The sequence below is a fragment of the Paraburkholderia sp. BR10872 genome (assembly GCF_040965835.1).
GTDB classification, from domain to species: Bacteria; Pseudomonadota; Gammaproteobacteria; order Burkholderiales; family Burkholderiaceae; genus Paraburkholderia; species Paraburkholderia nodosa_A.
Genome location: NZ_JBFRCN010000039.1, coordinates 24,036 through 49,413, shown reverse-complemented (window position 1 = coordinate 49,413; position 25,378 = coordinate 24,036). Strand labels below are relative to the sequence as shown.

Below are 25,378 nucleotides of genomic sequence, written 5' to 3'. Positions count from 1 at the left end.
CAGGCGAGCGGCGCCCCCTCAAACCTGCGCCGCGGCTTCATCCGCTTTGTCGCGTTCCAGCAAAGGATAAGCGAGCGCGCAAATATGTGACTGGATGCGCACGAGATCGCGCAGCACGTCGAGATGCAGCGAACTCGAGGCCAGGCTGTCCGGCTGGCCGTCGCGCAACCGTTCGAGGTGGCGTTCGCGCGCCGATCGTTCGAGTTGCCTCAGGGCCTGCTTGTCGGCGATGAGCTGCGCGGCGGTTTGTGTGCGCCCCGACACGAGCAGGGCCTGGGCGCGGCGAAAGCTGTCGATCACCGAGTCATGCAGCATGCGCAGCTCTTCGGTGCCTTCCGCCGAAAAGCTCAGCTGCATCTTGATCTTCTTCTGTGCGATCTCGAGCAGATTCTTGTCGATGATGTCGCCGATATGCTCGAGATTGATCACGGCGGTCATGATGTCCGATGCCCAGCGCCGGTCCTCTTCGCTGAGCGGCTCGCGGGTCAGTTCGGTGACGTAGCGCTTGATCGCGTCGTGGAGCACGTCCACGGTGTCGTCACGGCTCGCGACATCGCTCACTGCGCGGCGGTCATTGGCAAGCAGCACCGGCACGCTCTCGCGCAGCATCGCCTCGACGATCTCGCTCATTCTGATCACTTCGCGCGCCGCGCACGCCAGCGCCAGCGGCGGAGACTGCAAGGCGCTTTCATCGAGGTAGCGCGGCGAGCACGCATCGTCGCCCGCAGCGGGCGAGGGCATGATGCGCTCCAGCAGACGCGCTACCGGATCGAGCAGTCCGATGAACACGACTGCGATGGCGACGTTCAGGCCAGTGTGAAAATCGGCGATCGTGCGGCTGGCGTCGCCGGGCAGCGTGTCGAGCAGGCGCGCGAGCGGCGAGCACACGGCGAGCAGCAGCACGCACACGCCGCCGCGCAGCAGCAGGTTGCCGGCGGGCAGCCTCCGGCGGCTGAGATCGTGCCCCTTCGCCGCCTCGAAGTACGGATTGAGCGCGCTCCCGACGTTCGCGCCGAGCACCATGGCGATCGCGATGTCCAAAGGCACGGTATGCAGCTTCGCGAGCGACATCACGAACAACACGACCGGAATGCTCGAATGCGCGGCCCACGTGAGCACGCACGCCAGCGCGGCGTTGAGCACGGGCTCGCCGGACAGCGCGCCGAGTACCGTACGCAGCGCGGGCGCGGTTTCCGCGGGCTGCACCGTCGAGACGAGCAGCGTGAGCGCGAGCAGCATGAGTCCGAGCCCGATCGATGCCCGGCCGATATCGCGGTTGCGCGAGCCCTTGCCCCTTTCGAACAAAGCCATGCCGATCAGCAGGCACGCGGGCGAAATCCAGCTGAGGTCGAGCGAGAACGCCTGCACGATGAGCGTCGAGCCCACGTTCGCGCCGAGCATCACGGCGAGTCCCGTCACCGCTCCCATCAGGCCGCGCGCCGCGAAGGACGACGCGATCATGCCGGTTGCCGTACTGCTCTGCAGCGCGCCGGTGATCGCGAGTCCTGCACAGAATGCATTGAAGCGGTTGCCGAGGCTGCGCGCCATGAAGCGCCGCAGCGAGGCGCCGAACGCGCGCATGAGCCCGGACTCGACCATGTGCAGGCCCCACGTGAGCAGGGCGACACCGCCCGCGAGATGAAGCACGATCAAGATCATCCGGCGCCTCCTTTGTGTTGTTTTCGGCTACACGCCTGCCTCGATTGCCTCCTCGAGTATCATCAGCGCACCGCCGCTTTGGTCGAGACGCGCGAGAGCGCGAGCAGCACGAGCAGCGTGCCGCCTCCCAGCACCATCGTGAGGGTCGACGCATCGAAGATCGCACCACGGTCGGACAGCGCGAAGATGCCCACGGGCAGCGTGACCCAGCCAGGTGGATAGATCATCAGCGTCGCGCCCAGTTCGCCCATCGACAACGCGAAGCTCAGGCTGAACGACGCGAGCAGATACGGTGCGATGAGCGGCAGTGTCACGCGGGTCAGCTGGTAGAACGGCCGTGCGCCGAGGCTTTCGGCGACCTCGCCGTACTCCGGCGCCAGACGCGCGAGCCCCGCCGACACATTGCCGTACGTGAACGCCGAAATCAGCAGGAAATGGGCGAGAAACACGATCGACGCCGTGCCGTTGAGCAGGACGGGCGGCTGGCTGAACGCGACGAGCAATCCAAGCCCGATGGAAACCGACGGCACCGCGCTCGGCACGAAGAAGACGACGTCGAGCACGCGTCTCGGCATGCCCTTCATGCCGCGCAACGCGAGTGCCGCCCATGTGCCGCTCACGAGTGCCGCCGCACTGGCGAGCGCCCCGGTGAGCACGCTCACGCGCAACTGGTCGGCCGAATCCGTGTGGAACACCCGCGCGTAGTGCGCGAGCGTCAGGTGGCTCGGCAGAATGCCGTTCCACTGTCCGCTCACGCTGGCGAGCGCGATCATCGCGACCGGCAATCCATAGATCGCGGCGAATAGCAGCGCCGTCGCACTCCAGGTCGACACCTTTGCCCATTTAGCCCAAAGCAGCACGGCGACCTCCGCAAAGTGACACGACTGTCCGGTAGCAGGCGTAGAGCCCGAGCGACAGCGCGATGTTGATGACGGCGATCACGCAGGCCGTGGTGTAGTCGAACTCCTGAATCGCCTTGCCGTAGATGAGCAGCGGCAGGGTGATCACGTCTTTCGCGCCGATGAACAGCACGATGCCGAACTCGTTGACGGTCAGCAGCAGGCAGAGGCTGCCGCCCGCGAGCAGCGCGGGCAACGCGGCGGGCAGGATGATCTGCCGGATGATGCGCAGCGGCTTCGCGCCGAGACTGCTCGCCACTTCGATCTGCGCGTTGTCGATCTGCGAGAAGCAGGCGAGCAGCGGGCGCATGATGAACGGCGTATAGACCGTCACCTCGGAGAGCACGACGCCCCACTGCGTGTACAGGAAGTCGACGGGCGGCAGGTTCAGGTGGAAGAACGTCATCAGCGACTGGTTCAACAGACCCGCCGAGCCGTACACGAACGTGAAGGCGAGCGCGACGAGAAAGGTTGGCAGTGCGATGAACGTATCGATCAGCCGACCGACGAAGCGCGCGCCGGGAAACGGCACGAATGCGATCACGAGCGAGAACACGAAGCCCAGCACGAGGCAGCCCACCGACGCGCTGACCGCGATGGCGATCGTGTGATAAAGCCCGCTCAGGAACTGTCGCGAATGCAGCACGGCGGCGAAGTTCGCGAGCGTGAGCGTGTGAGTGCTGGAGTCGGCCCCGCCGCCCAGGGCCTGCAGCGCGATGAGGCCGAACGGGTAGAAGAAGATTGCCGCCAGCACTACGAGCGGCGGCGCGATCCAGAGGCCGCGCCAGCTGGCCGGGGAGCGGCCGGCCGGCGCGGGCGGCGCAATGACGAGATCAGCCATGGCCTTCGACCTCCGGTACGAGCGTGACGTCCGCGGCGTCGAAGTGAACGGACATCGCCGTGCCGGGCTCCGGCGGGCTTTCGAGCGGCGCACGCGTAAGACGTAGCGCTTCGCCGCCGACATCGAGCACGACGCTGTGCAGTTCACCAAGCCATTGCACGCTCTGCACGACGCCCGTCACGCGATTGGACGCTTCCGTGCGCGGCCTGAAGTGCAGATCGTGCGGCCGCACGCATACGTAACACGCGCTGGCGGCGGGCAGGCCGTGATGATTGCGCCCGACGATCGAAAAATCCCCGCAGCGCACCCGCGCGTAGCCGTCGGTCGTGGGCACCAGCTGCTGCGCCGGCAACACGTTCGCACGCCCGAGGAATTCCGCCGCAAAACGGTTCGGCGGATGCCGGTAGAGCCCCTGGGTCTCGCCGTGAGCCACCAGCTTGCCGTCGCGCATGATGCCGATGTGGTTCGCGAGTGTGAGCGCCTCGGTCTGATCGTGCGTCACATAAAGCACGGTCAGCGAGGGGAGGCTGCGATGCAGCTTCGCCAGCTCGTCGAGCATCGAGCGCCGGATCTGCGCGTCGAGCGCGGAGAGCGGCTCGTCGAGCAGCAGCACCTGGGGCTGGATCGCGAGCGCACGCGCGATTGCCACGCGCTGCTGCTGGCCGCCGGAGAGTTCGCGCGGATAGCGCTTCGCATACTTCGACATGCCGACGAGGCCGAGGCACTCGGGCACCCGCGTGCGGATCGCGTCCGCGTCGGTGCCGCGTGCACGCAGGCCAAAGGCGACGTTGTCTTCCACGCGCATGTGCGGAAACAGCGCGTAATTCTGCACGACCATGCCGATGTTGCGTGCATACGGTGGCAAACGCGTGACGTCGCGCGCGCCGATCACGATGCGTCCCGCGCTCGGCTGCACGAAGCCCGCGACGGCCCGCAGCGCGGTCGTCTTGCCGGAGCCCGAGGGGCCGATGAGCGCGACGATCTCGCCGGGCTTCACGGTGAGCGTGAGCGAGTCGAGAATAGTCTGGCCGCCGTACGTCACCGAGACATTCTCGAAGCCGATTCCGCTGGCGCCGTGCGCGACCGCCGCCGGCACCGCGGGGGCCTGCGGCGCAGGCCCGCGTTCCATGGTGAAGGTATTGGCCATTAGTTGCTCGAGATCGCCTGGTTGTAAGTTGCCACGTCGGACTTCAGGTCGTGCATGACCTGGTTCCAGTCGGGCTCCCAGATTTCGACGCCCTGCAGCATCGCGCTGAGCGTCTTGAAGTTGGCGTCGGTGGGATGCACGTCGGTGCGCACGGGCATGCCATAGGCGGACTTGCTCACGTCCTGCTGGGCCTCGGCGCTCAGGAGGAAGTCGATCAGTTTCTTGCCGTTGTCCGTATGCGGCGCGCCGGCGACGAGACCGATGTAGTAGGGCAGTGAGAACGTGGCGCGGCGCCCGCTCGGGCCGGCGGGGAAGAAGACCGAAATGTTCGGGTTGTCGCGCATCTGCGAGAGGTTCATCTGCAGATCGCCATTGGCGACGTAGAGTTCGCCCTTGTTCACAAGCGCCGTGAGCTTGCCCGTGGAAGCGGACGGTCCGAGGTTGTTCGCCTGGAGCTTGCGCAGATACGCGAAGCCGCCGTCCTTGCCGTCGAACGCATGGAAGGTCTGCAACATCAGCGCGGTACCGTCACCGGCCTGGCCCGGCGTCGAGTACTGCACCTTCTGCTTGAACTGCGGCGCGAGCAGGTCCGTATAGGCCTTGGGCGCACTCTTGAGCACTGCGGAGTTGTAGATGAACGTGGGGTAGTTGTCGACCATGGCGACGTACAGCCCCCTGGCATCCTTGTCGCGCGCGGCGATCTTGTCGGCGCCAGCCGGAGAGTAGGGTTGCAGCAGGCCGTCGGCCGCGGCCTTCTGCATAAACGGCGGCAACGTCACGAGCACGTCGGCCTGAATATTCGACTTCTCCTTGCCGAGACGATCCACCACGCCGCTCGACCCGGCCTCGATATATTGCACCTTGATGCCCGTTGCCTTCGTGAAGGCTTCGAACTGGTTGCCGAACCAGCTGGGCGTGCCGTCGTGAAGACCGTCCGCGCTGTAGAGGGTCACGACGCCGGATTGTGCATGCACGGAGCCCGCTGCGAAAGCGAAGGCACAGGTCACCGCGGCGATCAGTTGAGTTTTCATATTCAACCTTCCTTGAGTTCGGATGCTGAAAAAAACCTCGTAGGGCCGCGCGCTGGCGGCTTGCATCGCAATCCTGCCGGATGCTGCAGTCACTCCCAGGGCATGGACCAGGTCCTGACGTTGGTGTAGCTCTTCATCGCCTCGACCATGCCTTCCTTGTAGCCGTTGCCGGAGTCCTTGATGCCGCCGAACGGCGACATTTCGGTGCGATAACCCGGCACTTCCCAGACGTTCACGGTGCCGACCTCCAGCTCGTTGACGAACTTCGTGGTGTAGTCGAGGCGGTTCGTGCAGACGCCCGAGGAGAGGCCGTAGGCGGTCGAGTTCGAGATGCGGATGACGTCTTCGATCTGGTTGGGAACCCGAATGATCGGGATGACCGGGCCGAAGGTCTCCTCGCGCACGAGTTCGCAGTCGTAGGGCACGTGATCGACGACGGTGGGGGCGAACAGCGCGCCCTGGCGTGGGGCGCCGTAGAGCACGCGTGCACCGTGCGCTTCGGCGTCGGCCACGCGGCGCTCGAACAGTTGCGCGGCCGCTTCGTTGATGACCGTCCCCACGTCGACACTGGGGTCCATCGGGTCGCCGCACTTGAGCTTCTTCGCGTGCACGAGCACTCGCTCGACGAAGGCATCCGCCACGCTTTCCACCACGAGAATGCGCTTGACCGCCGTGCAGCGCTGGCCGGAATTCCTGGTCGCGCCCGTCACCGCAAGCAGTGCGGCACGGTCGAGGTCGGCGTCTTCCATGACGATGAGCGGGTCGTTGCCGCCCAGTTCCAGCACGGTGCGGCGGTAGCCCGCGTGCTGCGCGATGTACTTGCCCACGCGTACCGAACCGGTGAACGTAACCAGATCGCAATGCGGGTCCGTGATCATGCTGTCACCCATCGTGCGAGGATTGCCGGTGACGACGCTCAGCATCTCGGGCGGCAGGCCCGCTTCGTAGAGCACGTCGGCGAGCGCGAGCGCGGTGAGCGGCGTGAGTTCGGTGGGCTTGAGCACCACCCGGTTGTTCGTTGCGATGGCCGGCGCGAGCTTGTGGCTCACCATGTTCAGCGGATGGTTGAACGGCGTAATGGCTGAAATCACGCCGAGCAGCGGCAGACGCGTCGTGAAGATCTTGCGGTTCTTGCCGTTCGGGCTGATGTCGCACGAGTAGACTTCGCCGTCGTCCTTGATCGTGAGCTGCGCGGCAAACGACCAGACATCGTAGGCGCGGCTTGCTTCGTAGAGCGAATCTTTCCAGCACAGACCCGACTCCGCGGTGATGAGGCGCGCGAAGTCCTCCTTGCGGTCGCGCAGCGCTTCGGCGGTGGTCTGAAGGATGCGCTGACGCTCGAAGCGCGTGAGGTGCGGGCGCGCGGCGTGCGCTTTGGCGAACGCTTCCTGCACGTGTTCGGGACGGCCCGCGGGCACGGTGCCGACCACTTCGTTCGTGTAGGGGTTGAAGACTTCGATCACTTCGTCGGTCGAGACCTGCCGGCCGGCGATGCGCATGGACTCGTGCTTGAATGCGGGTTTGGTCATGACGTTCATCGCATACCTCGTTCTATGATCCGGTTGGGCGCGCCCCCTCGCGGATGCGAGCGGCGGCGTGCGGGGGCCTTCGTGTTGATACGTGTGTCAAGCGACGGCGGCTTGTGCGACGTGGTTCAGCGCGACATCGAAGATGTCGAAATTGCGCAGCGCGCGGCCCTGCGGCCAGTCGGTCTTGCGGTTGACAATGAGCGGCACGTCCTGCTCAGAGATCCCGCCATGCGAGCGCAACGGCTCGGTCAGGCCGGAAAAGTCGTGGCGCGCGGCGCTCGTGCCGAACACCTTGGCGCGCGTGCCGACCACGACAATGTCGCCGATCCGGTCGGGCGGCAGCTCGAAGCGCTCGCATGCGGCATCGCTCGTCAGCGCGAGTTCCACGCCCGCGGTGTGGCGCAGCTTGTCGAGCAGCGTCGCCGCGCCTGCGGCGTCGGTGCCCTCCGGGAGGTAGATGGTGGCGAACGAGCCGAGCGCGCCGTGGTGCGCGACGTAGGGATCGGTGATCGGCAGGATCACGCGCGCGCGACCCTTCCCGGTCCACTCGTCGAACAGATCCTGGAGGTAGAGCACGTCGGGCTCCCCATTCGCGCGGTGCTTGTCGTTCATGCCGTGGTCCGCCGTGATCGCGAGTACGCAGCCTGCGGCGTCGAGTTCGCCCACGTAGCGGTCGAACATTGCGTAGAAGTCGTTGGCTTTCGGCGCTCCAGGTGCTGCCTTGTGCTGCACGTAGTCGGTCGTCGAGAGATACATCAGGTCGGGGCGAAACGTATCGAGAAGCTTCACGCCGGCGGCGAATACGAACTCGGAGAGATCGGCGGAGTAGACGTCGGGCAGCGGCTTGCCAACGAACGCGAGCACATCGCCGAGACCGTTCTGCTCGCGTGTCGCCTGATCGGCTTTTTCGGCCGAGAACGCGATGGCGCGGCCGCTCGCGAAGTTGAGCCCCTTGCCGAGCAGCGTGCGCAGTTTGTCCTTCGCGGTGACGACCGCCACCTTCGCGCCGGCGTCGTGGAACGCCGCGAAGATCGTGGGTGCGCGCAGGAAACGCGCGTCGTTCATCATCACTTCTTCGCCGCTCGCACGGTCGTAGAAGTAGTTGCCCGCAATACCATGCACTTTAGGCGGGCGGCCCGTGAGGATCGAGAGATTGTTCGGGTTGGTGAAGCTCGGAATCACGCACTGCGCAATGCGGCTCGTGCCGGTGCGCAGCAGCTTGGCCAGATGCGGCGCGCGGCCTGCCTTGATGGCCTCCTCGATATACGCCGGCTCGGAACCGTCGAGGCAGATCACCACGACGGGCGCGGCGGGAAAGCGGTATTCGCGACCGTTCACGGCCACTGCGGTGTCATTCAGCGTGCTCATTGCATCTCCATTCAGGCTGTTTTTTCGATCTGGCCGACCATGCCCATTTCCTCGAGGACTTCGCCGATCGCGGCGAGTGCGGCGCGTATTTCCTTTTCGCCGATCCGGCCAATACAGCCGATGCGGAACGAGTCGGCCACGGTCAGCTTGCCCGGATAGATCACGAAGCCGCGCGCCTTCAAACTTTCGTAGAACTGCGCAAAGACGAAGAGTGGGTCCTCGGGCATATGGAACGTGACGATGATCGGCGCCTGCAGCGCGTCCGCGAGCAGCGGCCTGAAGCCGAGCGCGCGCATGCCGTCGAGCAGGATCCGGCAGTTGTTGCGATAGCGTCCCCCGCGACCGGCTACGCCGCCTTCGGCATCGAACTCATCGAGCGCCTGGTGGAAGGCAACGATCACGTGCGTGGGCGGCGTGAAGCGATACTGGCTCGTCTTCTCCATGTTGAGCCACTGGTCGTGCAGGTCGAGCACGAGCGTGGTGGCGTTGCCCTGTGTGCGCTTGAGCGCTTCGACGCGGCAGATCACGAAGCCGAGTCCCGGGACGCCTTCGATGCACTTGTTGGACGATGCGGCGACCGCGTCGATGTGCATGGCCTGCACGTCGATGGGCAGCGCGCCGAAGGCACTCATCGAATCGACGAGATAGCCCTTGCCGTATCTGGCCGCCAGTGCGCCGATCTGCGCGATGGGGTTGAGAATGCCCGAGGTCGTCTCGCAGTGAACGGTGAACACGTGCGTGATGGACGGGTTGCTCGTCAGCAGCGCTTCGACCGCGGCGAGGTCCGGCGGCGTGTCCTCGGCCGTTTCGTGCACCACGGTCCTGCGCCCGGCGATATCGAGAATGCGCTTCGCCCGCTTGCCATAGGCGCCGTTGATCAGCACGAGGACCTCGCCGTCGGCGGGCACGAAGGTCGTGAGCATGGCCTCGACGGCGAAGGTGCCCGAGCCTTGCATGGGCACCGTCGCCCAGTCGTCCGAACCGTTCGCTATCCTGACGAGTCGCGTGAGCACTGAGCGGTTGATTGCGATGAAGTTCGCATCGCGCGAGCCCCAGTCGTGAACCATTGCCGCTTTGACGGTGCGCGAGGTGGTGAGTGGACCGGGCGTAAGGAGCAGCGGATCGCCGGTTTCTGAAGCTGCAGGGGAGGAAGCCGTGGAAGATGCCGTCATGGGGTGTCTCCGTGAAGGTCTGTTCTGACTGTCTGACTGCGTGTTGAAGTCACTTTAGGCCGCGCAACAAAAACAGTCAATACGCCACTATTTGCCACAACACCAGGGGATACGCGGATGCGTTGCCAGCGATTGCGTCAGATGCGGCGCGGCAAGCGGCAGCGCGACCCGGCACTACGTGCGCGCTGAGGAACGATGGGGAGATGGATGGGCAAGCGCCCGTGTGTGCGGCTCAGCGCTCGCCGCGCGCGACGATCACTCGCCACTGCTGCAGTTCGAACGCACGAGCGATACGCGGGGGCGGCGGCGCATCGACGACGACGCCTGCGATGTGCGGCACGGGCGTGATCCGCACGGGCGTGCCGTGCTCGAACTTGGTGTGGTCGGCGAGCACGTAGACCGCCTTGCCGGCGTTCATCATCAGATGCCGCTGCTCGGCGGCGAGCCGCGAGTAATCGGTGAATTCGCCCTCCGGTGAGATGCCGCTCACGCCGAGAAAAACAAGGTCGACGCGATAGTGGGCGAGCGCGGTCATCGTCTCGATGCCGAATGCCGCTTCGTCGTTCGGCTCGATGTCGCCACCGAGCACGATCACTTTCACGCCGGGCGCGCGGCACAGGAGCAGGCCGATCGGCAGGCTGTTGGTGATAACGGTGAGGTCGCTGTGGTTCGTGAGCGCAGCGGCGAGGCCCAGCGTGGTGGAGCCCGAATCGAGCAGCACGACCATGCCGTCGGCGACGAGCTGCGCCGCCGCGGCGCCGATGGCCGCCTTGCCCGCAGCGTTCGCCGCTTCGCGCGTGGCAAGCGACGGTTCGTCAACCGCGCGCTTCGCCGCGCCGCCGTGGACGAGACTCAGGCGGCCCTGTTCCGCGAGCGCCTTGAGGTCACGACGGATCGTTTCGCGCGAGACGCCGAGCGTCATGCTCATGTCGGCGACACTCACTGAGCCGCTCGCATCGAGGCTTTGCAGAATGTAGTCGGTGCGTCCGACGGCGAGACGGCGGTTCAGCGGCATGGGTGGAGCAAGGGGTGGGGCGGCGCGGTCATCTGGCATGGTGTTGCCTTTCAGGAAAGGAAAGCGCGGCGGTGCCCGTGAACTGGACGCACGAGGATAAGCCACAAAATACCACAAATTGCCGAGCGATTCGTTCCTCTCGAAGAGGGGTGAATCGTCGTTGTATTTTGGCAGGTTCGTGATGCCAAGCCGCCCAGACCAAGCAAATATCCCCCATCAAGCGCGCCCGTCTTGTGGCAAATTGAGTTGTTTTGTGTGGCATCTTGTTGCATTATTTGGCCTGGTAGCTGTCCTCGCAACGCATTTCACTCCGCATCGAGGCCCACCCTATGCCTACCCCTGTCCCTGCGCATGCGCGCGTCGTGATCATCGGCGGCGGTATCGTCGGCTGCTCCGTGGCTTACCATCTCGCGAAACTCGGTTGGCGCGACATCGTGCTGCTCGAACAGGGCGTGCTGTCGTGCGGTACGACGTGGCACGCGGCGGGTCTGGTCGGCCAGTTGCGCGCGCAGCACAGCATGACGAAGCTCATTCGCTACTCCACAGCCCTTTATGCCGAACTCGAGGCCGAAACGGGGCTGGCCACCGGCTGGAAGCAATGCGGGTCGCTCTCGGTGGCGCGCACGCCGGAGCGGATGACCCAACTGAAACGCACGGCCGCGTCGGCGCGCGCCTATGGCGTGACCTGCGACGTCATCGGGCCGCGGGAGGCGGGCGAGTTGTGGCCGGTGATGCGCACCGACGACCTGCTTGGCGCCGTCTGGCTCCCGGGTGACGGCAAGGCGAATCCGACGGACCTGACGCAATCGCTCGCGCGCGGCGCGCGCATGCGTGGCGCCCGCGTGGTCGAGAACACGCGAATCACCGCCGTGCACACGGCCGCCACGCGCGCGGGGCGAGTCGTCACCGGAGTCACGTGGCGCAACAAGGACGGCGACGAAGGCACGTTGCAGGCGGATCTCGTCGTGAACTGCGCGGGGCAATGGGCGAAGGCGATCGGCCGGCTGGCCGGCGTCACGGTGCCCCTGCATTCGGCGGAGCACTATTACATCGTGACCGAGCGCATCGCGGGCGTGCATCCCGATTTGCCCGTCATGCGCGACCCCGACGGCTTCATCTACTTCAAGGAGGAAGTGGGCGGCCTCGTAATGGGCGGCTTCGAGCCGAATGCGAAGCCGTGGGGTATGAACGGGATTCCGGAGAACTTCGAGTTTCAGCTGCTGCCCGACGACTGGGATCAGTTCGAAGTGCTGATGGAAAATGCATTGCAGCGTGTGCCGGCGCTTGAAACCGCGCAGGTTCGCCAGTTCTACAACGGGCCGGAATCGTTCACGCCGGACAACAATTTCATTCTCGGTGAGGCGCCCGAGTTGCGCGGCTTCTTCGTGGGCGCGGGTTTCAACTCGATGGGCATCGCCTCGGCGGGCGGCGCCGGCATGGCGCTAGCAGAGTGGATCGTGGCCGGCGAGCCGACCATGGATCTCTGGCCCGTGGACATACGCCGCTTTGCGCGCTTCAACGGCAACGACACCTGGCTGCACGACCGCGTCAAGGAAACACTAGGCCTGCACTATGCGATGCCCTGGCCAAATCGGGAACTCGACACGGCGCGGCCATTCCGTCGCTCGCCGCTCCATGCGCTGCTCGCCGCCGATGGCGCCTGCTTTGGCAGCAAGATGGGCTGGGAGCGCGCGAACTTCTTCGCGCCAAAGCCCATCGAGGCGCGCATCGAGTACGCGTTCGGCCAGCAGAACTGGCTGCCGTGGAGCGGCGCGGAGCACCGCGCCTGCCGCGAACGCGTCGCGCTGTTCGACATGACGTCGTTTGCCAAGCTGCTCGTCAAGGGGCGTGACGCGGAAGCTGTCCTGCAGGGCATCGTCGCCAATGACGTAGCCGTGCCGGTCGGCACCACGATCTATTCCGGTATCCTGAACGATCGCGGCGCTTACGAGTCGGACGTCACGCTCACGCGCCTGGCGGAAGACCAGTATCTCGTCGTCACAGGCTCCGCGCAGGCGACGCGTGACTTCGACTACCTCGAGAAGGCGATTGGGCACGAGCGGCACTGCGTGCTCGTCGACGTCACCAGCCAGTACGCGGTGCTTGCCGTGATGGGGCCGCACTCGCGGGCACTGCTGCAAAGTGTTTCGAAAGCAGACTGGAGCCCCGCGGCGTTCCCGTTTGGTCAAAGCCGCGAGGTCGATATCGGTTACGCGACCGTGCGCGCAACGCGCGTGTCCTACGTCGGCGAACTGGGCTGGGAGCTATACGTTCCCGTCGAATTCGCCGTAGGCGTCTACGAGACGCTTCATGCGGCGGGCGAAGCGTACGGCCTTGTGAATGCGGGCTACTACGCGATCGAGTCGTTGCGCCTCGAGAAGGGCTACCGCGCGTGGGGCCGCGAACTCTCGCCCGAGCACAATCCCTTCGAAGCCGGGCTCGCATTTGCATGCAAGCTCGACAAGGACATCGCCTTTCGCGGTCGCGACGCACTTCTGCGGCTGCGCGACCAGCCCTTGCAGCGTCGGCTCGCCGTCTTCAGCGCCGACGGCGCAAGCGATCGCATGCTATGGGGCGGCGAAGGCATTCTGCGCGACGGCAAGCCGGTCGGCTCGGTAACGTCGGCCGCCTTCGGCCACACGCTCGGCTGCCCGGTTGCCATGGGCTATCTCTCGCGCCTGGACGGGCCTGTCGATGCCGCGTGGCTCGCCCAGGGGCGCTATACGATCGACGTGGCGGGAGAGCCGATTCCGGCGACGCTGCATCTGCAAGCGCCATACGACCCGCGCTCGTTGCGCACGAAGAGTTGACTGAGTCATTGCGGGCAACTGAAGGGCTGCACGCGAGCGGGTCAACGGCATCGTCCTCCCAGGGTGGCAACATGCATTACGCGCAATTGCGGGCATTTCATGCGGTGGCGGAGCAGGGCGGCTTTTCGAAGGCCGCCCGTGCGCTTGCGCTGACACAGCCGGCGATTTCCGATCACGTGCGGCGCCTCGAACAGGACTATGGCGTACGACTTTTCGAGCGCACCGCGCGGGGTGTCGAACCGACGGACCTCGGCCGGCGCCTCTACGCGGTGACGCGCCAGATGGTGGCCTGCGAGCGCGACGCCCGCCGCCTGCTCGAAGCCGCGGGCGAGCTCGAGTCGGGCGAGCTTTCCCTCGCTGCCGATGCACCGGACCTGGCGATGAGGCTGATCGGCGCGTTCCGGATGCGCCATCCGGGGATCGTGGTGAAACTCTCGGTGGCCAACGCGACCGAGTGCATGCAGCGCGTGCTAGCCGGTGTTGTCGATGCCGCGATCTCTGCCGCGCGGGTCGTGCATGCCGGCCTGGAAACGCGGGTGCTGTGCGAGGCGCCGCTTGCCGCCGTCGTTCCTGCCAGCAGCGCGCTCGCCACACAGGCAGCGCTCAGCTACGAGGCGCTCGTGCGCGAACCGATGATCTTCCGCGAAACGCAATCCGTCACGCAGCAACTGCTCGAAGCGGAGCTGGTGCGCAAGGGCCTGCAAGTGCGTCCCGTGCTGTACGTGGAAGGTCGCGAAGCATTGCAAACCGCCATCGCGCAGGGCGTTGGCGTGGGTGTCATCGCGCGTACGGAGTTCGGTGGCTCGCCGGGCGTCCGCGCGATTGCGCTTGCCGACTGCCGGGTCCGCATGATCGAGTCGCTGGCGCGGCTCGCCGACCGTCCGGCGTCGAACCTCCTCGATGCACTGTTTAGTACCGACCCCGTATCGACCTGACTTCGGGCTCGATGCTTGCTACCCGAGGCGGAACAACGATCGACTCATACGAAACAGATGGTCTCTATCATGAAACGCGAAGCATGAAAGAACGAGCAACTGTCGTGTGCTGGCAGCAAGGACGGATTCTCCTCGTCGAACGGGGGCGATCGCGATGGTCGCTGCCCGGCGGCACGATCCGGCGCGCGGAGTCGCCGGCGGACGCTGCCGTACGTGAACTCAATGAAGAGACGACGCTCGAGGGCTGCGAACTGGGATACCTGTTCCAGTTTGGCGGACTCAACAAGCGGCACCACGTCTTTTTCTCCGTGCTGCACGACGACGCGAGACCTATGCCGAATAACGAGATTCTAAGGTGCCGATGGTTTCGTCCCCAGAAGGTCTCTACGCTGATTACCAGCGTGCCGACACGGGAAATCGTCGATCTCCTGTTCGGTCATGAAATCAAGCAAACCACGCTCGTGCGCGCGTAACGCGCTCTGCCGCCGAGCGGCCTCGCTGACCGCAGCGCTGTCCAGTCATCGAATCCAGACGCCAATCCCCGCGCATCGCCCGCAACTATCGGGCGGGCTGATGAATGAGATCGCAAATTGCGAGTTTTTCTATTTGCCGCTCATTTATACGATATTCATTGTCCGCACAGTGTTTGTGCGGCCGCACCGCAAGCGCATCTGGAGGAGCGATGGAACATCAGCCCCGCACGCAGAACGAAAAGCTCGAGGTCAAGACCACGACGTGCTACATGTGCGCGTGCCGCTGCGGTATTCGCGTGCATCTTCGCGACGGCGAGGTTCGGTATATCGACGGCAATCCCGAGCATCCGCTTAATCAGGGTGTAATCTGCGCCAAAGGCTCGTCGGGCATCATGAAGCAGTATTCGCCGGCGCGCCTCACGCAGCCGCTGCTGCGCAAACCGGACGCCTTGCGCGGCACCGCCCAGTTCGAGCCCATCTCGTGGGAAGCGGCGTTCGACATGCTGGAAAAGCGCCTCGCGCGTTTGCGCGCGACCGACCCGAGGCAATTCGCGCTCTTCACGGGCCGCGACCAGATGCAGGCGCTCACAGGCCTGTTCGCCAAACAGTTCGGCACCCCAAACTATGCGGCGCACGGCGGCTTCTGCTCGGCGAACATGGCGGCCGGCATGATCTATACGATGGGCGGCTCGTTCTGGGAGTTCGGTGGGCCGGACCTCGACCGCGCGAGACTGTTCTTCATGATCGGCACGGCGGAGGACCATCACTCGAATCCGCTGAAGATTGCGATTTCGAAGTTCAAGCGCGCGGGCGGCCGCTTCATCGCCATCAATCCGATCCGCACGGGCTACGCGGCAATCGCCGATGAGTGGGTGCCGATCCGTCCCGGCACGGATGGTGCGCTGTTCATGGCGCTCATGCGTGAGCTGATCGAACAGAATGCGTATGATCGCGAGTTCGTCGAGCGCTATACGAATGCCGGTGAACTGCTCGATATGCGCGCCGACAGCGATACGTACGGCCTGTTCGTGCAGGACCCGACGGTCGAAGTGTGCAACCCGCTGTTTCCGCAGAATCACCTGTGGTGGGACGCCGCGAGTCAGCGCGAAGTGCCGCATCATGCGCCGGGCGTGCGTCCCGCGCTGGAAGGGCGCTATACGCTCGCAGACGGCACGCCGGTCGCGCCATCGTTCGGGTTGCTGCGCGAGCAGGTTGCCGACTGCACGCCGGAGTGGGCGGCGCAGATCACCGGCATTCCCGCCGCCACGATCCGCCGGCTGGCTCAGGAAATGGCCGATGTCGCGCGCGATCAGAAGGTCACATTGCCGATTCAGTGGACCGACGCCTGGGGCGAGACGCACGAAACCGTGACGGGCGCGCCCATTGCCTTTCACGCCATGCGCGGGCTCGCCGCTCACTCGAACGGCTTTCAGTCGATACGCGGCCTCGCCGTGCTGATGTCGCTGCTCGGCACGATCGACCGGCCCGGCGGTTTCCGGCACAAGTCGCCGTATCCGCGCGCCGTGCCGCCTTCGGCGAAGCCGCCCAACAGCCCCGACGACGTGAAGCCGAACACGCCGCTCGCGAATGGTCCGCTGGGCTGGCCCGCCGCGCCGGAAGATCTGTTTATCGACGCCAAGGGCGAGCCCGTGCGCATCGACAAGGCGTTTTCGTGGGAGTACCCGCTCGCCGTGCATGGCTTGATGCATAGCGTCATTACGAACGCGTGGCGGGGCGATCCGTATCCCATCGATACGCTGTTGATCTTCATGGCCAACATGGCGTGGAATTCGTCGATGAACACGGTGGAAGTCCGCAAGATGCTCGCGGACAAGCACGAGAACGGTGAGTACAAGATTCCGTTCATCGTGGTGTGCGATGCGTTCCAGTCGGAGATGACGGCCTTCGCCGACCTGATCCTGCCCGACACGACCTACCTCGAACGCCACGACGCGATGTCGATGCTCGACCGGCCCATTTCCGAATTCGATGGTCCGGTGGACTCCGTGCGCGTGCCGGTCGTCCCGCCGACGGGCGAATGCAAGCCGTTCCAGGAAGTGCTCGTCGAACTGGCGAGCCGCCTGAAGCTGCCGGCTTTCACGACGCCCGAAGGCACGCGCAAATACCGCGACTATCCGGACTTCATCATCAATCACCAGACGGCGCCGGGCTCGGGCGTGGGCTTCCTGATCGGCTGGCGCGGCAAGGACGGCGAGAAGGCGCTGGTTGGCGAACCGAACCCGCGGCAGTGGGATGAGTATGCGAAGCACAACTGCGTCTACCACTACACGCTGCCCGAGTCGCTGCAGTACATGCGCAACTGCAACGGGCCTTATCTGGACTTCGCTGTCGAAAAGGGCTTTCGCAAGTTCAACGAGCCGATCGTCATCGCGCTTTACTCGGACGTGATGCAGAAGTTCCGGCTCGCCGCCCAAGGCAAGACCAAGGGCCGGCAACCGCCCGAGCATTTGCGCGCGCGCATCGAGCAATACTTCGACCCGCTGCCGTTCTGGCATCCGCCGCTCGAGCACGACGCGACCGATCACGCGCAGTATCCGCTCGCGGCCGTCACGCAGCGTCCCATGGCGATGTACCACTCGTGGGACTCGCAGAACGCCTGGCTGCGGCAGATTCATGGCGAGAACTATCTGTACATGAATCCGCGCACGGCGGCGGCGCAGGGCATCGAGGACGGCGGCTGGATCTACGTCGAATCGCAATGGGGCAAGGTGCGCTGCCTCGCGCGCTACAGCGAGGCGGTCGAGCCGGGCACGGTCTGGACGTGGAACGCCATCGGCAAGTCGGCGGGCGCGTGGAATCTCGGACCCGACGCGAACGAATCGCAGCGCGGCTTCCTGCTGAACCACCTGATCGCCGACGAGATTCCCGTCAAGCGCGCCGATCACACGCGCACGTCGAACTCCGATCCGATCACGGGGCAGGCCGCGTGGTACGACGTGCGCGTGCGCATCTACCCGGCGGAGGCTCACGCCGACCACACGCTGCCGCAGTTCGCCGCCATGCCCGCGCTGCCCGGCTCCGTCGGCGCAGGGGCGGGGGCAGGGGGCATCATCCATCGCGTCGCGCAGGCGTATTTCGCCGGGCGCGGCGAGTTTGCCGCGCGGCTTGCGAAAGCCGCGCAACGCAAGTGAAACGGAGAGCATGCGATGACACAGATGGCGCTCGTGATCGATCTGAACGTCTGCGTGGGCTGCCACGCGTGCGTGACGAGCTGCAAGGAATGGAACACGTCGGGCGAGGCGGGCAGTCTCGCCGACTTTCGCCCGTATGACGCCGATCCATCGGGCACGTTCTTCAACCGGGTGCAGACGTTCGAAGCGGGCGAGTTTCCGCTTGCCGACACCGTTCATTTTCCCAAGTCCTGCCTGCACTGCGAGGACCCGCCGTGCGTGCCGGTCTGTCCGACCGGGGCAAGCTACAAGCGCAAGGAAGACGGCCTCGTGCTGGTCGACTACGACCGCTGCATCGGCTGCAAGTACTGCGCGTGGGCCTGCCCCTACGGCGCGCGCGAAATCGACGAAGCGCGCAAGGAAATGACCAAGTGCACGCTGTGCTCCGACCGCATCTACAACGAAGCGCTGCCGGAGCGCGATCGCAAGCCCGCGTGCGTGCTGGCGTGCCCGACCTCGGCGCGCCTCTTTGGCGACATTCACGATCCGGAGTCGGTCGTGTCGAAGGCGATCCGCGAACGGGGCGGCTATCAGCTGATGCCCGAGTGGGGAACCCGGCCGTCGAATCACTATTTACCGCGTCAACCGGTGACGTCCTGCGGTAGCGGCTCGTGTTCGTGCAAGACAGCGGGCGCGGGGGAGACCGATACGCTGGAAGCGCAGGTCGAACACGGCGCGCTCAATCTCGCGTCGGTCGCCACGCGCGTATGAGCACGCCAGCGCGCCCGCATGGCGCACCCCGAATCGTAGAGTGGAGAACGGTATGAATCCGGCATTTTCCGTGGTGTTTCTCACCACGCTGAGCGGCGCGGGCCAAGGTTTGCTGATTGCGCTCGTCGGCGTGGAGCTGGCGCAACGGCTCGGCTTCGGCGACGTGGCAGCGGTTCCGGCGATGTTCTATGTCGTCGGTGCGGCGCTTTCGTGCGCGCTGGGCGCATTGGGGCTCGTGGCGTCGTTCTTCCATCTCGGCCATCCCGAGCGGGCTTGGCGGGCCATTGCGATGTGGCGTACCTCGTGGCTGTCGCGCGAATGCCTTTGTCTTCCCGCGTTTCTGGCCTGCACGTTCGCTTATGGTCTCGCGCACCTGCTTGGGGCCTCGTATTCGCTGGCAATAGGGGGCGTGGCTGTCGTCGCGAGCCTGCTGCTGTTCGTGTGCACCGCGATGATCTACGCCTGCCTGCGCTTTCTCCAGGAATGGGCGACGCCGCTCACGCTGGTCAATTTCGTCTTGCTCGGCTGCGCGTCCGGCTTCACGCTCGCAACCGCGTGCGCCGCGAGATTCGCACCGGCCATGGCGGTGCCGCTCGCCGTCTGCGCATGCGTGTTGACGCTGGCGGGCTGCGCGTCGCGCACGGCCTCGCTGGTCCGCAATGCGCGTCTGCGTCCGAAATCGACTGTGCAAAGTGCGACCGGCATTCGCACGGAACGCGTCGAGCAGAAGTCGCGCGGGTTTACGGCAGGCGCCTTCAATCTGCGCGAGTTCTTTCACGGCAAGACGCCAGGCGCGCTCAAACGCATCAAGTGGACGTTCCTGATCGCGGCGTTCCTCGCTCCTTTCTGCCTCGTGGCGATCGGCGGCGGCATTCGATCCGTTGGGCTATCGTTCGCGGTGTTTTGCCTGGCGGCTGTGATCCAGTACGCGGGCCTGGTGGCGGAGCGCTGGTTTTTCTTTGCTGAAGCGCGGCATCCGCAGAATCTCTACTATCAGCGTTCATAATTCGCGCGCTCCACGTCCCTCTACTCGCGGAACGTTTTCGCGGTTTCCGTTGCGGCATGCCTCAGGTCGGGCACGAAGGCGAGCAGGTCGTCGAGCGCGACGCGCCCAACCGGCGCCTGGACGGCGATTGCCGCGCACGCACGGTTGCGGTCCAGCATCACGGGCACGGCGATCGCGATCAAACCCGGTAAATGCTCCTGATTGTTGATCGCGAGCTGCCGCCGGCGCGTCACCGCCAGCTCTTTGCGCAACGCTTCGCGGTCGGTGATCGTTTGCTCCGAGTGGGCGCGCAGCGGCAGCGTGTCGATCATACGGTCGCGCCGCTCCTTGGGCAAAAAGCTCAGTAGCAGCTTGCCGCTTGCCGAACAGTGCAGCGGCACGTGCGAGCCCGGCTGAAGATGCATGCGCAGCGGCCATTCGGTCTCCACGCGGTCGACATAGACCACGTCGTTGCCGGCGAGCATGGTGAGATTGCAGGTCTCGCCAATCTTTTCGACCAGCTGCTCGAGCAGCAAGTGCCGCGCCGCCGCCGGCCCCGCGTGCATCAGCACGTTCACCGCCATCATTCTCACGCGTGCCGAACATTCGTAGAGCTTGTCGTTGGCGCCGCGTGTGACGAGCCACGCGTCGGTGAGCTGGGCCAGGATTCGGTGCACCGTCTGCTTGGGCAAGCCGAGCGCATCGACCAGATCCGTCATCGCCAAAGGACGGCCCGCCTGGGCTAGCGTTTCCAGCACGCGAAACGCGCGCACTGCCGCCGCATTCGATTGGTTCGATGTGGACACGCTTGTCTCCTGCGTCGGTTGCCTTGTGCGGTCGACGCTAGCTTTCCCGTCATTGTGCATCTCCCGGTGCGATTTCCGGGACTGGTGAAAGTCCCGAAAATCGCATATTCCGCGCCTTGGTCGCCGTGTGTCTGCGATTGCGCGGGAATCGGGACTCGCATTCACGCGCCGATGAATAGATTGGCAGTACAGCCAATTATTTGATCGGAGCGCGCCGATGAATGTGAGAGAGACCGTCGCCAACGCCGCCGGTGCGGGCAAACCCGAAGCGCCCGCGCCGCAGATCGCCGCGCTCGTGGCGCGCGCGCGTGCCGCGCAGCAAGCGTTCGAGTTCGCCGGGCAGGCAACCCTGGACACCGCTGCAGCAGCAGCCGCGTGGGCGATCATGGAGCCCGGCCGAAACCGCGAGCTAGCCGAGCTGGCGGTGCGCGACACGGGACTCGGGAACGCCGACGACAAGTTCCGCAAGAACTACCGCAAGACGCTCGGGCTGCTGCGCGACCTGCATGGGAAAAGGACCTGCGGCGTGATTGCGCGTGACGAGGCCACAGGCATCGTCGAAATCGCGCGCGCGGTGGGGGTAGTCGCGGCGATCACGCCCTCCACCAATCCGGCCGCGACGCCCGCCAACAAGATCGTCAACGCGCTCAAATGCGGCAATGCGGTGATCGTCGCGCCTTCGCCGAAGGGCTATGGCGCGTGCGAGGCGCTCATCGGCTTCATCCACGCCCAGTTCGCCAAGGCGGGACTGGACCCGGCGCTCGTGCAGATGCTGCCCGCGCCAGTGGACAAGGCCGCCACCGCGGCCCTGATGCGCGACGCCGACCTCGTCGTCGCGACGGGCTCTCAGGCCAATGTGCGCATGGCCTACGCCAGCGGCACGCCGGCCTTCGGCGTGGGGGCCGGCAACGTGGCGTCGATCGTGACGCGCACGGCGAAGCTTCGCGAGGCGGCGCACAAGATCGCCGCGTCGAAGACCTTCGACAACGCGACGAGCTGCTCGTCGGAGAACAGCGTCGTGATCGACGAGGCGGTTTACGACGCGATGCTGCACGAACTCGCCGCATGTGGCGGCGTGCTGCTCGACGCGCGGCAAAAGGCGCAATTGCAGGCGGCGATGTGGACCGACGGCAAGCTCTCGACGCGCTGCACCGCAAAATCCGCGGCGCAGATCGCGCGCGCCGCCGGCCTCGACGAGGTGGCAGAGGTCGCGGCGCACACAGGCGCGTTCCTGATGGTCGAGGAGAGCGGCTTCGGCGCGGCGCATCCGTTTTCGGGCGAAAAGCTCGCGCCGGTGCTCACGGTCTATCGCGCGCGCGATTTCGACGCTGCGGCGGATATCGTGCGCAGCCTCTACGCGTATATGGGAGCGGGTCACTCGGTCGGCCTGCACACCGACGACCCGGATGAAGCGGTGACGCTCGGTTCGACGCTGCCGGTGGCGCGCGTGATCGTCAACCAGGCGCATTGCTTCGCGACGGGCGGCAACTTCGACAACGGCCTGCCGTTCTCGCTCTCGATGGGCTGTGGGACCTGGGGGCGCAACAACTTCTCGGACAATCTCGGCTTTCGCCAGTACCTGAATGTCACGCGCGTGGCGTACCCCATCACGGAGCGCGTTCCCGAGCTCGACACCTTGCTCGGCGACTATTTCCGGAGGTTCGGCCCATGAGCGCGCCCGCCACGATCCGCGCGCTGATCGAAACCCGCGCCGCACAGTATCCGGACAAGCCCTTCCTGCTGGCCGCGCCCGACGAAGGCGCCAGCGAAGACGCCGGCGCAGTCGCCGAGAGCGCCACGGCAGGCGCGACGTTGACCTTTGGCGCGCTGCTCGAGCGTTGCCGCACGCTCGAGAGCCGCTTTCGCGACGCCGGCCTCAAGCCGGGCGATGTCGTTTCGGTCCTGATGGGCAACAGCATCCAGACTGCCACGCTGCTGCTCGGCGCGATGTACAGCGGACTGATCGCGCATCCGCTCAACCTGCTTTGCCAGGCGTCCCAGCTCGCCTATATCGTCGAGCACTCGGATACGCGGATGATCTTCGCGAGCGCGCAGACCAGCGGCGCGCTCGAAGCGGCGCTCGCCGCGCTGCGCGAGCAGGGCATGTCGCGCCACATCGCGCTCGTGCGCACGCAGCCGGATGCCGTTGCGTTGCCGGTGCTGCCCGCACTCGAAACTGTGGCCCATGAGGCGAGCGCTGTGCCGGCGGCGGCGAGCCTCGCGGGCCTCCCGGCCCTGGAATCCGCGCCCGTGGAAGAAGCCCGGTCCGGGCCCGATGCGGCCGACATCGCCCTGCTGATGTACACCTCGGGCACGACCGGCGCGCCCAAGGGCGTGCTGCTCAGCCACGCAAGCCTCCATGCGAACGCGCGCAACATCAGCCTCGAGCACCGGCTCGCCGACGACGACCGCGTGCTGGCATCGCTGCCGCTCTATCACATCAACGGGCTCGTCGTGACCTTGCTTGCGCCGCTCTGGCACGCGGGCTCGGTCGTGCTGACGCCGCGTTTCTCCGGGCGCACGTTCTGGCGCGACGCCGCCAGCTACGGCTGCACGTGGATCAACGTGGTGCCGACCATCGTCGCCTATCTCCTCAACGGCGACGAACCGAGCGGACTCGACCTCTCGGCGCTCAAGTTCTGCCGCAGCGCGTCGGCTGCGCTGCCCGCCGACCATCATCGCGCGTTCGAGGCGCGCTTCGGCATCGGTGTTATCGAAACGATGGGGATGACCGAGACCGCCGCGCCTGTCTTTAGCAATCCGTACGATGCATCGCGGCGCCGCATTGGCAGCATCGGGCTGCCATCGGGCGGCGAAGCACGCGTGATCGACCGTGACGGCCGTGAATGCGGACCGAACGAGTGCGGCGAAATCGTGCTGCGCGGCGCCCAGGTCATGCGCGGCTACTACAAGCGCGGCGAGGACACGGCGAAGGCGTTCACCGCCGACGGCTGGCTGCGCACCGGCGACCTGGGCTATCGCGACGACGAAGGCTACTTCTATATCAATGGCCGCTCGAAGGAACTGATCATCAAGGGCGGCGAGAACATCGCGCCGCGCGAGATCGACGAGGCGCTGCTGCGCCATCCGGGCGTGCTCGACGCGGCGGCCGTCGGCGTGCCCGACCCCGTCTATGGACAGGAGATCGTCGCGTTCGTGGTGGCGCGCGAGGCGCACTGGCAGGGCGCGCCCGACGCGGACGCCCTGCGCGAGCACTGCCTGCGCGAACTGGGCCGCTACAAAACGCCAAAAGAGATCCGCTTCGTAAGCGAACTGCCGCGCGGCCCCTCGGGGAAGGTCCAGCGGCTGAAGCTCGTGACGCCCTCGGGCTGAGACACGACTAGACGCATCCGACCCGGCGACACAAAAGAGAGACTCAGGAGACGACGACATGAAGCAGCACGCGCAGCGCGTCAAGACGCGCCATATCATTCTCGCGGTCATGTGCCTGATGTACTTTATTTCGTACATCGACCGCGTGAACATCGCGGTCGCGGGACCGCTGATCCGCCACGAAATGGGCCTGAGCGCGGTACAGCTCGGCCTGGTATTTTCCGCATTCGCCTATCCCTATGCCGTCATGCAGATCATCGGCGGCTGGCTTTCGGACAAGTTCGGTCCGAAGATCGTGCTCACCGTGCTTTCGTTGATCTGGGGCGCGGCGACGCTCGCCACGGGCTTTGCTGGTAGTGTCGCGATGCTGGTGGGGCTGCGCTTCGCGCTCGGCGTCGGCGAGGGCGGGGCGTTTCCCACGGCCACACGCGCTTTCACGTACTGGATGCCGGTGGGCGAACGCGGCTTCGCGCAGGGCATCACACACAGCTTCGCGCGCCTGGGCGGCGCGGTCACACCGCCGCTCGTGCTCGCGGTGGTCGTCGCAGGCGGCTGGCGCGACGCATTCATCCTGCTCGGCATCGCGAGCCTCATGTGGACGGTGCTCTATCTGTTCGTGTTCACGAATTCGCCCGAACAGAACCGGCGCGTCACACCCGAAGAGACCGCCGAGATCGGCTATTGCAAGGGCGACTGCGACCGCGCGAAGCGCGCGGCGACACCGTGGCGCAAGCTCGTGCGGCGCATGTGGCTCGTCACGTTCGTCGACTTCTGCTATGGCTGGCTGTTGTGGGTCTATCTCACGTGGCTGCCGTCGTATCTGAAGGAGTCGCGCGGCTTCGACCTCAAGCAGCTCGCGCTCTTCACGGCGCTGCCGCTGCTCGCGGGCGTGGTGGGCGATACGCTCGGCGGCGTGGTCTCCGACCGGATCTACAAGTGGACGGGCCGGCTGCGCTTCGCGCGCTGCTCGGTGCTCGTGACGGGCATGGGCGGCTCGCTCATTTTCCTGCTGCCGATGGTGTCTGTCGCGAACCCGATAGTCGCGGTGCTCTACCTCTCCGCTTCGTTCTTCTTCCTGGAGATCACGAATCCGGTGCTGTGGACGCTGCCGCTCGATATCGCCGGCAAGTACGCGGGTACGGCGGGCGGCATGATGAACACGGGCTTCGGCATTGCGGGGATGGTGTCGCCGGTCGTGTTCGGCTACCTGATCCAGCACACCGGCAGCTACAACGTGCCGTTCATGATCTCGGCGGGATTGCTGGCGCTGGGCATCGTCGCGGCGCTCTTCATCGATACCTCACGCACGGTCGAGGCCGACGAGGAACGCGAGCGGCGCATGGGCCCGGAAGAGGCAGGGGCCTTCGCGTTCCTCGACAGCATGCCGACGGTGCGGCTCGAACGGCACACGCTGCGGCGCCCGCTGCGCTGGTGGCGCTGAGCCTCGCGGGGTGCGAGGCGTGAGGCAGGGCA

19 protein-coding genes are annotated in these 25,378 nt (G+C 65.7%); 9 read left to right on the top strand and 10 right to left on the bottom strand.

Going from position 1 to position 25,378, the window contains the following annotated elements; genetic code table 11:
* Positions 1 to 18: 18 nt before the first annotated feature.
* The 9 genes from AB4Y43_RS26845 to AB4Y43_RS26805 all read right to left on the bottom strand — a co-directional run bounded on the left by AB4Y43_RS26845 (position 19) and on the right by AB4Y43_RS26805 (position 10,700).
* Complete coding sequence (locus AB4Y43_RS26845; RefSeq protein WP_069267225.1) at positions 19 to 1,659, bottom strand: Na/Pi cotransporter family protein; 1,641 nt, start codon at positions 1,657 to 1,659, stop codon at positions 19 to 21.
* A gap of 62 nt (positions 1,660 to 1,721) precedes the next feature.
* The gene (locus AB4Y43_RS26840; RefSeq protein WP_368619674.1) at positions 1,722 to 2,519 is read right to left on the bottom strand and encodes an ABC transporter permease subunit; all 798 of its coding nucleotides are present in this window, start codon (positions 2,517 to 2,519) and stop codon (positions 1,722 to 1,724) included.
* The gene (locus AB4Y43_RS26835) at positions 2,503 to 3,399 is read right to left on the bottom strand and encodes a 2-aminoethylphosphonate ABC transporter permease subunit (protein ID WP_069267227.1); all 897 of its coding nucleotides are present in this window, start codon (positions 3,397 to 3,399) and stop codon (positions 2,503 to 2,505) included. Before AB4Y43_RS26835 ends, AB4Y43_RS26840 begins: the two co-directional genes overlap by 17 nt.
* Complete coding sequence (locus AB4Y43_RS26830) at positions 3,392 to 4,546, bottom strand: ABC transporter ATP-binding protein (RefSeq protein WP_368619675.1); 1,155 nt, start codon at positions 4,544 to 4,546, stop codon at positions 3,392 to 3,394. The genes AB4Y43_RS26835 and AB4Y43_RS26830 overlap by 8 nt, the downstream gene beginning before the upstream one ends.
* The gene (locus AB4Y43_RS26825) at positions 4,546 to 5,577 is read right to left on the bottom strand and encodes a 2-aminoethylphosphonate ABC transporter substrate-binding protein (protein ID WP_342948051.1); all 1,032 of its coding nucleotides are present in this window, start codon (positions 5,575 to 5,577) and stop codon (positions 4,546 to 4,548) included. The genes AB4Y43_RS26830 and AB4Y43_RS26825 overlap by 1 nt, the downstream gene beginning before the upstream one ends.
* An 89-nt stretch (positions 5,578 to 5,666) precedes the next feature.
* Positions 5,667 to 7,115 carry a phosphonoacetaldehyde dehydrogenase gene (phnY, locus tag AB4Y43_RS26820; RefSeq protein ID WP_368729170.1) on the bottom strand — a complete coding sequence of 483 codons (1,449 nt, stop codon included), beginning with the start codon at positions 7,113 to 7,115 and terminating at the stop codon, positions 5,667 to 5,669.
* An 87-nt stretch (positions 7,116 to 7,202) separates the two neighbouring features.
* Positions 7,203 to 8,474: a phosphonoacetate hydrolase gene (gene phnA, locus AB4Y43_RS26815; RefSeq protein WP_368729169.1), complete on the bottom strand. Its 1,272-nt coding sequence runs from the start codon at positions 8,472 to 8,474 to the stop codon at positions 7,203 to 7,205.
* 11 nt (positions 8,475 to 8,485) lie between these two features.
* Positions 8,486 to 9,646, bottom strand: coding sequence for a 2-aminoethylphosphonate--pyruvate transaminase (locus tag AB4Y43_RS26810; RefSeq protein WP_368729168.1), 1,161 nt, complete (start codon positions 9,644 to 9,646; stop codon positions 8,486 to 8,488).
* Positions 9,647 to 9,878: 232 nt separating this feature from the next.
* Positions 9,879 to 10,700 carry a DeoR/GlpR family DNA-binding transcription regulator gene (locus AB4Y43_RS26805; RefSeq protein WP_069267232.1) on the bottom strand — a complete coding sequence of 274 codons (822 nt, stop codon included), beginning with the start codon at positions 10,698 to 10,700 and terminating at the stop codon, positions 9,879 to 9,881.
* Positions 10,701 to 10,990: 290 nt separating this feature from the next.
* Here AB4Y43_RS26805 and AB4Y43_RS26800 point away from each other — a divergent pair, with 290 nt between their 5' ends.
* The 6 genes from AB4Y43_RS26800 (at position 10,991) to AB4Y43_RS26775 (ending at position 19,787) form a co-directional block, all read left to right on the top strand.
* On the top strand, positions 10,991 to 13,471 hold the full coding sequence (locus tag AB4Y43_RS26800) for an FAD-dependent oxidoreductase (RefSeq protein ID WP_368729167.1): 2,481 nt from the start codon (positions 10,991 to 10,993) through the stop codon (positions 13,469 to 13,471).
* A 71-nt stretch (positions 13,472 to 13,542) separates the two neighbouring features.
* The gene (locus AB4Y43_RS26795; RefSeq protein ID WP_368729166.1) at positions 13,543 to 14,406 is read left to right on the top strand and encodes a LysR substrate-binding domain-containing protein; all 864 of its coding nucleotides are present in this window, start codon (positions 13,543 to 13,545) and stop codon (positions 14,404 to 14,406) included.
* 83 nt (positions 14,407 to 14,489) lie between these two features.
* The gene (locus AB4Y43_RS26790) at positions 14,490 to 14,879 is read left to right on the top strand and encodes an NUDIX hydrolase (protein WP_368729165.1); all 390 of its coding nucleotides are present in this window, start codon (positions 14,490 to 14,492) and stop codon (positions 14,877 to 14,879) included.
* A gap of 209 nt (positions 14,880 to 15,088) precedes the next feature.
* Positions 15,089 to 18,031 carry a molybdopterin oxidoreductase family protein gene (locus tag AB4Y43_RS26785; protein ID WP_368729164.1) on the top strand — a complete coding sequence of 981 codons (2,943 nt, stop codon included), beginning with the start codon at positions 15,089 to 15,091 and terminating at the stop codon, positions 18,029 to 18,031.
* Positions 18,032 to 18,046: 15 nt separating this feature from the next.
* Entirely contained in the window at positions 18,047 to 18,781 is a 735-nt protein-coding gene (locus tag AB4Y43_RS26780) for a 4Fe-4S dicluster domain-containing protein (RefSeq protein WP_368729163.1), read from the top strand.
* 52 nt (positions 18,782 to 18,833) lie between these two features.
* Complete coding sequence (locus AB4Y43_RS26775; RefSeq protein WP_368729162.1) at positions 18,834 to 19,787, top strand: dimethyl sulfoxide reductase anchor subunit family protein; 954 nt, start codon at positions 18,834 to 18,836, stop codon at positions 19,785 to 19,787.
* A 20-nt stretch (positions 19,788 to 19,807) separates the two neighbouring features.
* On the opposite strand, the gene AB4Y43_RS26770 is transcribed toward AB4Y43_RS26775, so the two are convergent.
* A complete protein-coding gene (locus AB4Y43_RS26770; protein ID WP_368729161.1) occupies positions 19,808 to 20,572 on the bottom strand; it encodes an IclR family transcriptional regulator in 765 nt (254 codons plus the stop codon).
* A 217-nt stretch (positions 20,573 to 20,789) separates the two neighbouring features.
* On the opposite strand from AB4Y43_RS26770, the gene AB4Y43_RS26765 reads away from it, so the two are divergent.
* From AB4Y43_RS26765 to AB4Y43_RS26755, 3 genes are read left to right on the top strand one after another with little or no spacing between them, the layout of a single operon-like run.
* Entirely contained in the window at positions 20,790 to 22,244 is a 1,455-nt protein-coding gene (locus AB4Y43_RS26765; protein ID WP_368729160.1) for an aldehyde dehydrogenase family protein, read from the top strand.
* Positions 22,241 to 23,905, top strand: coding sequence for an AMP-binding protein (locus tag AB4Y43_RS26760; protein ID WP_368729159.1), 1,665 nt, complete (start codon positions 22,241 to 22,243; stop codon positions 23,903 to 23,905). The genes AB4Y43_RS26765 and AB4Y43_RS26760 overlap by 4 nt, the downstream gene beginning before the upstream one ends.
* Before the next feature lie 58 nt (positions 23,906 to 23,963).
* Positions 23,964 to 25,346, top strand: a complete 1,383-nt coding sequence (locus AB4Y43_RS26755; RefSeq protein ID WP_368619737.1) for an MFS transporter — start codon at positions 23,964 to 23,966, stop codon at positions 25,344 to 25,346.
* Positions 25,347 to 25,378 lie beyond the last annotated feature (32 nt).